Source organism: Nocardia sp. 149-1B (genome assembly GCF_057747975.1).
In genome coordinates, this window is the sequence record NZ_CM173233.1 from 1,795,925 (window position 1) to 1,807,366 (window position 11,442).

The 11,442-nt window shown below is 72.1% G+C and carries 10 protein-coding genes; 7 read left to right on the top strand and 3 right to left on the bottom strand.

Annotated elements, in window-relative coordinates; all coding sequences use genetic code 11:
- The first annotated feature begins 37 nt into the window (after positions 1-37).
- Positions 38-2,707 (top strand): DNA polymerase I, encoded by a 2,670-nt coding sequence (gene polA, locus AC3ANS_RS08610; protein WP_488295743.1) that lies wholly within the window; start codon positions 38-40, stop codon positions 2,705-2,707.
- Between the two features lie 18 nt (positions 2,708-2,725).
- Here polA and AC3ANS_RS08615 read toward each other — a convergent pair whose 3' ends face one another.
- Positions 2,726-2,947: a hypothetical protein gene (locus tag AC3ANS_RS08615; RefSeq protein WP_488295744.1), complete on the bottom strand. Its 222-nt coding sequence runs from the start codon at positions 2,945-2,947 to the stop codon at positions 2,726-2,728.
- Positions 2,948-3,004: 57 nt separating this feature from the next.
- On the opposite strand from AC3ANS_RS08615, the gene AC3ANS_RS08620 reads away from it, so the two are divergent.
- On the top strand, positions 3,005-4,024 hold the full coding sequence (locus AC3ANS_RS08620; protein WP_488295745.1) for an LLM class flavin-dependent oxidoreductase: 1,020 nt from the start codon (positions 3,005-3,007) through the stop codon (positions 4,022-4,024).
- A gap of 48 nt (positions 4,025-4,072) precedes the next feature.
- Here the strand turns inward: AC3ANS_RS08620 and AC3ANS_RS08625 are convergent, their stop codons facing one another.
- On the bottom strand, positions 4,073-5,320 hold the full coding sequence (locus AC3ANS_RS08625) for a lipopolysaccharide biosynthesis protein (RefSeq protein WP_488295746.1): 1,248 nt from the start codon (positions 5,318-5,320) through the stop codon (positions 4,073-4,075).
- 72 nt (positions 5,321-5,392) lie between these two features.
- On the opposite strand from AC3ANS_RS08625, the gene AC3ANS_RS08630 reads away from it, so the two are divergent.
- From AC3ANS_RS08630 to AC3ANS_RS08650, 5 genes are read left to right on the top strand one after another with little or no spacing between them, the layout of a single operon-like run.
- A complete protein-coding gene (locus AC3ANS_RS08630) occupies positions 5,393-6,259 on the top strand; it encodes a decaprenyl-phosphate phosphoribosyltransferase (RefSeq protein WP_488295747.1) in 867 nt (288 codons plus the stop codon).
- The gene (dprE1, locus tag AC3ANS_RS08635; protein WP_488295748.1) at positions 6,252-7,583 is read left to right on the top strand and encodes a decaprenylphosphoryl-beta-D-ribose oxidase; all 1,332 of its coding nucleotides are present in this window, start codon (positions 6,252-6,254) and stop codon (positions 7,581-7,583) included. The genes AC3ANS_RS08630 and dprE1 overlap by 8 nt, the downstream gene beginning before the upstream one ends.
- 5 nt (positions 7,584-7,588) lie before the next feature.
- Positions 7,589-8,344, top strand: coding sequence for a decaprenylphospho-beta-D-erythro-pentofuranosid-2-ulose 2-reductase (gene dprE2 / locus AC3ANS_RS08640; RefSeq protein WP_488295749.1), 756 nt, complete (start codon positions 7,589-7,591; stop codon positions 8,342-8,344).
- On the top strand, positions 8,344-10,026 hold the full coding sequence (locus AC3ANS_RS08645) for an MmpA family trehalose lipid delivery protein (RefSeq protein ID WP_488295750.1): 1,683 nt from the start codon (positions 8,344-8,346) through the stop codon (positions 10,024-10,026). The genes dprE2 and AC3ANS_RS08645 overlap by 1 nt, the downstream gene beginning before the upstream one ends.
- Positions 10,027-10,072: 46 nt before the next feature.
- Entirely contained in the window at positions 10,073-10,213 is a 141-nt protein-coding gene (locus AC3ANS_RS08650; protein ID WP_488295751.1) for a DUF2613 family protein, read from the top strand.
- Between the two features lie 12 nt (positions 10,214-10,225).
- Here the strand turns inward: AC3ANS_RS08650 and AC3ANS_RS08655 are convergent, their stop codons facing one another.
- A complete protein-coding gene (locus tag AC3ANS_RS08655) occupies positions 10,226-11,413 on the bottom strand; it encodes a glycosyltransferase family 4 protein (protein WP_488295752.1) in 1,188 nt (395 codons plus the stop codon).
- Positions 11,414-11,442 lie beyond the last annotated feature (29 nt).

The following is an 11,442-nucleotide window of genomic DNA, read 5'->3' on the forward strand; positions in this document are numbered from 1 at the left end:
CATCCTGCCTGTCGGCGGGCGCCGCTAGAGTCGCAGGGTGCCACGCCTCCTGCTGCTCGACGGTCACTCGCTCGCCTACCGCGCGTTCTTCGCGCTGCCGGTGGAGAACTTCTCGACCACCACCGGACAGCACACCAACGCGGTCTACGGCTTCACCTCGATGCTCATCAACGTGCTGCGCGACGAGCAGCCGACCCACGTGGGCGTGGCCTTCGACGTCTCCCGCCAGACGTTCCGGCTCGAGGAGTACGCGGAGTACAAGGCGGGACGCAACAAGACGCCGACCGAGTTCAGCAGCCAGCTGCCGCTGATCGAGGAGGTGCTCGACGCGCTGCGCATCCCCTTCCTGAAGAAGGACGGCTACGAGGCCGACGACATCATCGCCACGCTGGTCACCCAGGCGCTCGAGGACCCCGAGATGGAGGTGCTGATCCTCACCGGCGACCGCGACTCCATCCAGCTGGTCACCGACCGGTCCACCGTCCTCTACCCGATGCGCGGCGTGTCCGACCTGGCCCGGATGACGCCCGCCTGGGTGCAGGACAAGTACGGCGTGCCGCCTGCGCGCTACCCCGAGATCGCCGCGCTGGTGGGGGAGACCTCCGACAACCTCCCCGGCGTGCCCGGGGTAGGTGTGGGCTACGCCGCGAAGTGGATCAACCAGTACGACGGGCTCGACAACGTCATCACCCACGCAGATGAGATCCCCGGCAAGAAGGGCGAGTCGCTGCGCGAGCATCTCGGCGACGTGATCCGCAACCGCCACCTCAACCGGCTCGTCTGCGACCTGCCCCTCGATCTGCGACCCGAGGAGCTTGCGATCCGCCCGTGGGACCGCCACGAGGTCCACACGCTCTTCGATGGCCTGGAGTTCCGGGTGCTCCGCGACCGCCTCTTCGAGACGCTCACCTCCGATGAGGAGATCGACGACTCCGGCTTCGACGTCGCGATGAGCGTGCTCGCCACCGGTGAGCTCCCCGCCTGGCTCGACCAGCACACGACCTCGGGCGAGCGGGTCGGGCTCCACGTCGTCGGCCGGTGGGGCGCGGGCACCGGCGACGTCACCTCGCTCGCGATGGCGACCGCCGACGGCACGGCCGCCTGGGTGGCTGCCGACCAGCTCGACGCCGCCGACCAGGAGGCGCTCGCGGCCTGGCTGGCGGACGCCAAGCGGCCCAAGGTGCTCCACGACGCGAAGGGGCCGATGCTCGCGCTGGCCGCCTGGGGGCTGCCGCTGACCGGCCTCGACCGCGACACCGCGCTCTCGGCGTACCTTGCCCGTCCCGACCAGCGCTCCTACGACCTCGCCGACCTCACCGTCCGCTACCTCAAGCGCGAGCTCAAGCAGGGCGGCGCCGACGACGGCCAGCTGAGCCTCGATGGGCTCGACGGGAGCAACGCCGGCGAGGTGGAGATGCTCCACGCCCGGGCCGTGCTCGACCTGGCCGCCGCCCTCGACGACGAGCTGGAGGAGCGCGGCGGGACCCGCCTGCTCAACGACATCGAGCTGCCGCTGGTCGACCTGCTCGCCAAGATGGAGCAGACCGGCATCGCGGTCGACACCGACCACCTCGAGGGGCTCGAGGAGCACTTCGCCACCGAGGTCCGGGGCGCCGCTGAGGAGGCGTTCGCGGTGATCGGCAAGGAGATCAACCTCGGCTCGCCCAAGCAGCTCCAGGTCGTCCTCTTCGACGAGCTCGACATGCCCAAGACCAAGCGCACCAAGACCGGCTACACCACCGACGCCGACGCCCTGCAGGCGCTCTACGTGAAGACCGAGCATCCGTTCCTGCTCCACCTGCTGCGTCACCGTGACGTCTCGCGGCTGCGCCAGACCATCGAGGGGCTGCTCAAGACCGTCGCCGGCGACGGCCGCATCCACACCACCTTCAACCAGCTGATCGCGGCGACCGGCCGGCTCTCCAGCACCGACCCCAACCTGCAGAACATCCCGGTCCGCACCGAGGAGGGTCGCCGCATCCGTGAGGGCTTCGTCGTCGGGTCGGGCTACGAGTCGCTGATGACGGCCGACTACAGCCAGATCGAGATGCGGATCATGGCCCACCTCTCCGAGGACACGCTGCTCATCGAGGCGTTCCGCTCGGGTCGCGACTTCCACTCGATCACCGCAGCCCGGGTCTTCGACGTGCCGGCCGACGACGTCACCAGCGAGATGCGGGCCAAGATCAAGGCCATGAACTACGGCCTCGCCTACGGGTTGTCGGCGTTCGGCCTCAGCCAGCAGCTCGGCATCGAGCCGGCCGAGGCCCGCGGGCTGATGGACGAGTACTTCCAGACCTTCGGCGGCATCCGCGACTACCTCGGCGGGGTCGTGGAGGAGGCGCGCAAGACCGGGTTCACCGAGACCATCAAGGGCCGGCGTCGCTACCTGCCCGACCTGACCAGCGACAACCGGCAGCGCCGCGAGATGGCTGAGCGGATGGCCCTCAACGCCCCGATCCAGGGCTCGGCCGCCGACCTGATCAAGATCGCGATGCTCAACGTCGACCGAGCGATCCGTGTGGCGGGTCTCGCCTCGCGGATGCTGCTGCAGGTCCACGACGAGCTCGTGTTCGAGGTCGCGCCGGGGGAGCGGGAGGCGCTCGAGGCGCTGGTCCGCGAGCAGATGGGCGCGGCGGCCGATCTCGCGGTGCCTCTCGACGTCAGCGTCGGCTTCGGCCGCAGCTGGCACGAGGCCGCGCACTAGCGTTCCGGGCCGGGGCCCTCACTCGAGGTAGCCGGTCTCCGGGTCGACGTGCCGCAGGAAGTCCCTGATCGCGGCGCGGTGGTGCCCGGTGTCGAGGGTGGCGTTGTTCGACGTCTGGGAGGTGAACCCGTATCCGCGGTTCGGTCCGCTGAGCCAGGCGTAGTGGTAGCGGCCCGGCACGCCCGGGTGGTCGCTGACCTCCCAGATCTCGCCGTCGACCTCGAGCAGCTCGCTGGCCATCCGGTCACGCTAGCCTGCTCGGGAAGAGATTGACCGTTCAACAGTGTTGAGGTGGACGTGAAGAACATCGGATTCCTGTCGTTCGGCCACTGGTCGGACTCGCCGCACTCACAGACGCGGAGCGCCTCCGACACGCTGCTGCAGTCGATCGACCTCGCGGTGGCCGCGGAGGAGGTCGGCGTCGACGGTGCCTACTTCCGCGTGCACCACTTCGCGCAGCAGCTCGCCTCGCCGTTCCCGCTGCTCGCCGCGATCGGGGCGCGTACCAGCCGGATCGAGATCGGCACCGGCGTCATCGACATGCGCTACGAGAACCCGCTGTACTTCGCCGAGGACGCCGGCGCCGCCGACCTGATCTCCGGCGGACGACTCCAGCTCGGCATCAGCCGCGGCTCACCGGAGCAGGTCGTCGACGGCTACCGCTACTTCGGCTACCAGCCGGCCGAGGGGTCCGACCACGCGGCGATGGCGCGCGAGCACACCGCGGTGCTGCTCGAGGTGCTGCGCGGCGAGGGCTTCGCCGAGCCCAACCCGCGACCGATGTTCCCCAACCCACCGGGCCTGCTCCGGGTGGAGCCGCACTCACCGGGCCTGCGGGACCGCATCTGGTGGGGCGCCGGCACGCGCGCGACCGCCGAGTGGACGGCCGAGCAGGGCATGAACCTGATGAGCTCCACGCTGCTCACCGAGGACACCGGCGTGCCGTTCCACCAGCTCCAGGCCGAGCAGATCCAGCGGTTCCGCGACACCTGGCGGGCCGCAGGTCACGAGCGGGAGCCGCGCGTCTCGGTCAGCCGCAGCATCTTCCCGATCGTCAACGACCTCGACCGCGCCTACTTCGGCCAGGAAGGCCGCGGCCAGGACCAGGTCGGCTACATCGACGGCGGCGTCGCCCGGTTCGGCAAGACGTACGCCGGTGAGCCGGACCGCCTGGTCGAGGAGCTCGCCCTGGACGAGGCGATCGCCGCGGCCGACACGCTGCTGCTCACGATCCCCAACCAGCTCGGTGTGGACTACAACGCGCACGTGCTCGAGAGCGTGGTCACGCACCTGGCGCCAGCGCTCGGCTGGAGGTAGCACGCCGACCGGCGTGTCGCGCGGGGACCTGGCAGCCGGAACCCGCGACTACGCCGCGGGAGCCGGCTCTGGCTGGGCGGGAGCCTTCGTGACGTGCAGGCTGACCGCGAGCAGCGCGGCGAGCAGCACGGCGTCGACGACGATGACCACGGAGAGCAGGCCGCGCAGTGAGTCGCTGGCGAGCCCGAGGCCGATCATGGCGAGGAACGCCACCCACACCAGGTAGACCGAGCGCTGGCCCTGCCGGGCCAGCACCGAGTAGACGAGCAGCTGGAGCATCGAGAGGACCGTGCCGAGGATCGCATAGATCCACAGATGGTCGGCGATCTCGTCGTAACGGTCGCCACCGACGAAGACCAGCGCGAGCTTGGGGAGGAGCGCCGCCCCTGCGGTCGCCACTGCGCCGAGCACCGCGACCAGCCCGAGGCTGCCGGTGAGCGCACGCCGGCGCTCGCTCAGCGTCGACATCGACGGGAACGCGATCACCACCACGAACTGCGGCAGGAACAGCACCGCCTTGGTCAGGATCAGGCCACCGGCGTAGAGGCCCGCGTCGTGGCTGTCGAGCACGTTGCGGGCGACGACGATGTCGGCGTTGGAGAGCGCGAAGAAGGCCAGCAGCACCTGGGAGTTCAGGATCGACTCGCGGATCACCTTGCGGAAGCCGTGCTCCTCGCTGGTGACGCCGGGGTCGCGTGGCCGGCGCAGCAGCCACCAGCCCGCGAAGACCGGTGCACAGGCACCCAGCCCGGTGCCGACGAGGGCGGCCAGCTCGCTGGGCTGCCACGCGATCAACGCCGTACCGATCAGCAGCCGGGGCACGCCGCTGAGGATGTAGAGCACCGAGAGCGCGTGCCAGCGCCGCTCGCCCTGCAGGATGCCCGCCTGTCCGCCCATGATCGTGAGCGGCACCGACACGACCGAGACCAGCGCCGCGGTCAGCAGGCTGTCGAGACGCAGCACGATGTCGAGCAGCGGGGAGACCACGAGCAGCAGGACGCCGAGCGCGACCGATGCGCGGTAGGTGACCCCCAGGATCGTCCGCTCGATCTGCGCGACGTGCTCAGGCTCCGCGGCGATCCGCCGGGCGGCGGTCGCCTGCAGGCCCAGCTGCAGCACGGTGATCACGAGCAGCGTCGCCATCAGGCTCGCGAGCGCGCCGTACGAGCGCGGTCCGAGCATCCGCGCGGCGATCATCGTGAAGCCGTACGTCGCGACGTTCATCACCGCCATCGCGACGGCGATGACGCCGCCGCCGCCGAGGAGCTCGGTCAGGCGACGGGTAGGTGGGGCCACAGGAGGGAAGCGTATGCGGGTCTCACCAGAGTGCCACCACCGAGGGCCTCCGACACGCCTAGACTCGCGGCCGTGACCCTCGTCGGCGCCGTGCTCCGGTCCATGCGACCGAAGCAGTGGACCAAGAACCTCCTGGTCCTCGCGGCGCCACTGGCGGCCGGTGATCTGGGCGAGCCGGGCGTGCTGGGTCCGACCGTGCTGGCGTTCGTGGCGTTCTGCTGCGCGTCGTCGGCGACGTACCTCGTCAACGACTGCGCCGACGTCGAGGCCGACCGGTTGCACCCGCGAAAGAGCCTGCGCCCGATCGCGGCCGGGCAGCTGTCCGTGGGCCGGGCGCTCGCGATCGCCGTCCTGCTTTACGTCGTGGGCGTGGCCGTCACCGCCGCGACCCGGTGGGAGCTGGTGGTGCTGCTGGTCAGCTACATCGCGGTGATGCTCGGCTACTCCCTGTGGCTCAAGCACGAGCCGGTCATCGACCTGGCGCTGGTCTCGGGCGGCTTCTTGATGCGGGCGGTCGCGGGAGGCCTCGCGGCCGCGCTGCCGATCTCCGACTGGTTCCTGCTCGTCGCCGGCTTCGGTTCGCTGTTCATGGTGGCGGGCAAGCGCTACTCCGAGCTGCACACGCTCGGCAGCGAGGCCGGGACGCGCCGCTCCCTGGTGCGTTACACCGCGTCCTACCTGCGGTTCGTGTGGAGCATCGCGGCCGCCGTGACGATCACGGCGTACTGCCTGTGGGCCTTCGAGAACGCCACCGAGACCGGGGTGCCCTGGCACACGCTCTCGATCCTGCCGTTCGTGGTCGGCCTCCTGCGCTACGCCGTCGACATCGACGCGGGCGAGGCGGCCGAGCCCGAGGACATCGTGTGGGGCGACCGCCTGCTGCAGGGCATCGGCGTGATCTGGATCGTCGTGCTCAGCCTCGGGGTGCTCGGTGTCTGAGCGGGTGCTGACCGGCTGGGGCATGACCGCCCCGAGCGTGGGACTTCTCGTGGAGGCCACGACCGGCGAGGTGCCCGACCTGGTGCGCGCGGCCGGCCCGCGCGGCCTGGTCGCACGCGGCCTCGGCAGGTCGTACGGCGACCCCGCGCAGAACGCCGGCGGCACCGTGCTCGCTCCGCTGCCGACGCACATCGGTCGGGTCGAGCCGGACGGGACCGTGCGAGTGTCCGCCGGGACCAGCCTCCATGACCTGATGGTCGCGCTGCTGCCTCAGGGCCGCTTCGTGCCGGTCACCCCCGGCACCCGCTACGTCACCATCGGCGGCGCGATCGCGTGCGACGTGCACGGCAAGAGCCACCACCGCACCGGCAGCTTCGGCGACCACGTGACCTCCCTCGACCTGGTGCTCGCCGATGGCTCGGTCCGCACGATCGGCCCGGACCGCGAGCCCGACCTGTTCTGGGCCACGGTCGGTGGGCTGGGGCTCACCGGCGTGGTGACCTCCGCGGTGCTCCGGACGATCCCGGTCGAGACCGGCTACGCCGTGGTCAGCACCCAGCGGCTGTCCGACCTCGACGCGGTCATGGCCGAGATGGCCGGCTCCGACCGCGACCACACCTACTCCGTCGCCTGGATCGACACGCTGGCCCGCGGCCGCTCGATGGGCCGCTCGGTCCTCTCGCGCGGCGAGCACGCCACCCGCGACCAGATCGAGGGCAAGACGGACCCGCTCCTCGTGCCGCGCGAGCCGCGGCTCGGCGTATCGCTCCGGCCGCCGGTCGGGCTGGTGCGCTCGCTGGGGGTCCGCGCGTTCAACGAGGCGTGGTTCCGCAAGGCGCCCCGTCATCGGACCGGCGAGATCCAGTCGCTCTCGGCGTTCTTCCACCCGCTGGACGGCGTCGCGCACTGGAACCGGGTCTACGGCCCGCGCGGACTGGTGCAGTACCAGCTGGTCGTCCCCGACGGTGCCGAGCCGGCCCTGGTGCGGATCCTGGAACGGATCGCCGCCGAGCGGCTGCCCTGCTTCCTGGCGGTGTTGAAGCGCTTCGGACCGGGCAACCCCGCGCCGCTGTCGTTCCCGATGGCCGGCTGGACGCTCGCGTACGACGTGCCGGCGCACCCCGGGCTGGCGCCGCTGCTCGACGAGCTCGACCGCGCCGTGGTCGAGGCCGGCGGGCGGCTCTACCTCGCCAAGGACGCCCGACTGCGCTCGGACCTGCTGCCCGCCATGTACCCCCGCCTCGCGGAGTTCCGCGAGGTACGCGACCGGGTCGACCCGGACCACCGGTTCCGGTCCGACCTGGCCCGACGACTCGAGATCTGAGGACGATGATCAACGCACTCGGCCAGCCCCAGTCCGTGCTCCTGCTCGGCGGCACCAGCGACATCGCGCTCGCGACCGCCCGGCGCTGGGCGCGCTCGGGCCCGCTCCACGTCACCCTCGCCGCCCGCCCGGGACCGCGCCGCGACGCAGCGGTCGCCGAGCTCACGGGGCTCGGGGCCGACGTACGCGCACTGGACTTCGAGGCCGAGGCCACCGACACCCACGCCGCGGTCATCGCCCAGGCGGCGCAGGAGCGCGACATCGACGTCGCGCTCGTGGCCTTCGGCGTGCTCGGCGACGAGGAGCAGGCCTGGCAGGACCACGACGCGGCCGTGCGGCTCGCGTCGGTCAACTACGTCGCACCGGTCAGCGTCGGCGTCTGCCTCGCCGAGGTGCTGCGCCGCCAGGGCCACGGAGTGATCGTCGCGCTGTCCTCGGTCGCCGGCGAGCGGGTGCGCCGCTCCAACTTCGTCTACGGCTCGAGCAAGGCCGGCATGGACGGGTTCTACCTCGGGCTGGGGGAGGCCTTGCGCGGCACCGGCGCCCGCGTGCTGGTCGTCCGGCCGGGCTTCGTGCGCACGAAGATGACCGAGGGCCGCAGTCCCGCGCCGCTCTCGGTCGACGCCGAGGACGTGGCCGCCGCGATCACCGACGGCGTGGCGTCCGGCGCCGACCTGATCTGGGTGCCCGGCGCCCTGCGCGGCGTGATGTCCGGGCTGCGCCACGTCCCGCGGGCGCTCTTCCGGCGGCTGCCCCTCTAGTGGACCGGATCGCGAGGCACGCGCCGGCCGCCTGGGCGGTGGCCCTGGCGCTCCTCATGCTCGGGCCCGCGCTGGGGGTCGGCTACGTGCTCACCTACGACATGGTCTGGGTGCCCGACCTGGCGCTGCGTCCGGACTTCCTCGGCGCCGGTACGGCGTTGCCGCGGGCGGTGCCGTCCGACGCGGTCATCGCGGTGCTCGACGAGCTCGTGCCGGGGATGGTCCTGCAGAAGCTCGTGCTGCTCGGCGCGTTGGTCCTCGGAGGGCTCGGCGCCGCCTCGCTGGCCGGACCGTCGATGGTGGCCCGCCTCGCGGCGACCAGCGTCTACGTCTGGAGCCCGTTCGTGGTCGAGCGGCTCGGCATCGGCCACTGGCCGCTGCTGGTGTGCTGGGCGGTCCTGCCGTGGCTGGTCCGCGAGGGCCAGCGGCTGCGAGGTGACCACCGCATCGGCGCCTGGTTGCCGCTCCTGCTGGTGGCCGGGAGCCTCAGCGCGAACGCGGGGCTGATGGCCGCCGCCACGCTGCTGGCCGTCGGCCTCACTCGGCCCAACGCCGTGCGTGTCTTCGCGCTGGCCGCCGCCGCGAACGCCCCGTGGCTGGTGGCCGGCCTGCTCCACCTGGACACCGCGACCTCGAGCGCGGCGGGCTCGGTGTTCGGCCTGCACGCGGAGGGGTCACTGCCCGCCCCGCTGGCGGCGCTCACCCTCGGCGGCATCTGGAACGCCGAGGCCTTGCCGAGCTCACGGACCACGCTCGTCCTCCCGCTGCTGCTGACCGCCGCCTTCGCGGCGCTCGCGGTGGCCGGTGCCCGGGCGGTGGCGCACCGGCTCGGCCGGCGTACGACCGTCGCCCTGGCCGGGCTGTGGGCCGCGGGCTACCTGCTCGCGGTGCTGTCCTGGGCGGCTCCCGGGGCCGTGGGCACGCTGGCCGACGTGATCCCCGGCGGCGGGCTGCTGCGTGACGGGACGCGCTCGCTGGCCCTGTGCGCGCCGCTCACGGCCGTCCTCGTGGCGAGTGGTGCCGAGTGGTGCGCCGGTCGAGCGCCGCGGCTCCTGGCCGGGGGAGCCGTGGCTCTACTCCCGTTGGCGGTCATGCCCGACGCGGCGTGGGGGCTGTCCGGTGACCTGCGGCCCGCGGACTTCCCGGGCGACTACGCCACCGCTCGGGTCGCTGTGGCCGACGCGCCCGACGGTGATCTGCTCGTGCTGCCGTTCAGCAGCTACCGGGCGCCGTCGTGGAACCACGACCGCAAGGTGCTCGACCCGCTCGGTCGCTACCTCCAGCCCGACTACGTCGTGAACGACCAGCTCGTGGTCGACGGCCGGGTGATCGCGGGGGAGGACCCCCGGGTGCCGGAGGTGCTCGCCGCCCTCGACCGGGGTACGCCGCAGGCGCGGGCCGAGGCGCTCGCCCGGCTGGGCATCTCGGTCGTCGTGACCGAGCGCGATGCCCCCGGCGGCGAGGCCGGCGCTCCTGCGATCGCGGGCACGTCGCTGGGCGGTGGTCCCAGCCTGGACGTGGTCCGCCTCGACACGCCCACCGACGTGCGCTCGACCTCGGACCCGGCCAAGGCGGCCCTCGGGCTGGCGTGGAGCGCCTTCCTGCTGCTCCCGGTCCTGGCGCTCGTCGAAGTGGTGCGACGTACGTCACGGAGAATGCGGCGCGGATCACTCACCAGGTGATACGGTCTGCGCCGGGAGGAAGGGAACTCACGTGCAAGCATTTCTGGTGTCAGTCCTGAGCGTCGTCGTCGGAGGCACGCTCGCCGGTGCGACCGTGGTCGGGCTCGTCAAGTCGCAGACCGCGCCGCCGGAGAACTCCCCGGCCAACGTCAGCAACCCGGTCATCGAGTACGGCTCGACGAACTGATCGACGAGCCGGTCAGTCGCCGGTCGCGTCCTGCTCGCTGACCAGCTCACCGCGCAAGGCCGACGCGACGACGTGCGCGAACGCCGCCTGGGAGTGACCCCAGGTGTAGCCGGAGCTGTGCGTCCACGCGCCCTCCGCCAGGCGGGCGCGTGCTGCGTGGTCGCGCAGCAGCCGCCCGAGGGCGGCGGTGAGCTCGCCGGGTGAGTGGACCAGCACCCCCGACACGCCGTCGATGATCGACTCCTGGGTGCCCCCGGCGTCCGCGTAGGCGACGGTCGGGGTGCGGTGCGCGGCCGCCTCGCCGACCACGAGCCCCCAGCCCTCCTTGAGCGACGGCAGCGCCATCACCCACGACTCCTCGTAGATCTCCTGCTTGCGGAGCTCCGACACATGACCCTCGAACACCACCGTGCCGCGCTCGACGAGGTCCCGGGCGTACTCGTGGAGCTCGCCCTCCCACCAGCCGCTGCCGACGACGCGCAGCCGCAGGTCGGGGAACTCGACCACCAGCGCGCGGACCGCGTCGATCGCGTGCTCGACCTGCTTGTGGGGGACCAGTCGCCCCACCACGCAGATCGAGGGGTGCGGCGTCTTGCGCGCGTCGACCGAGACCACCGGCGTGGTGCCGTTGTGCACCACCGCGACCCGCGGGCCGGTGACCCCGAGCTCGCGCAGCTCGGCGCGCGTGGCCCGCGAGACCGTGACGTACTGCGCGTGCCGGTAGAGCTTGGGGGCGACCCGGCGCTCGATCCACCAGCCGATCCGGCCGGTGAGCCCGGGGTAGACCACCGGCCACTGCTCGCGGTGCACGTGGTGGACCAGCACGATCACCGGCTTGCGGGTGACCAGTGGGGCGAAGAACGGCAGCCCGTTCTGCACGTCGACGACCACGTCGACCCGGCCGAACCGGCGGCGCAGCAGCGACCACATGCCGAGGGCGTAGACGCTGAGCTTGGTGCCGCGGCGTACGTAGCGGACCCCGTCGATGGTCTCGTCGGGCGCGCCACCGGCGAACGCGACACAGAAGATCGTGACCCGGCACCCCCGGTCGACCAGCCCCGTTGCGACCTGCTCGAGGTAGCGCTCCGCCCCGCCGCCCTCGGGGTTGCGGGTGTCGCGCCAGCTCAGGAACAGCACGTGCCGACCGGTCAGGTCACCCCCGTCACGAGCAGGGCGTTCAGGAGCGTCGGGCGTGGGCACGCGGCGAGGTTACTACCCGGTTACCTCTC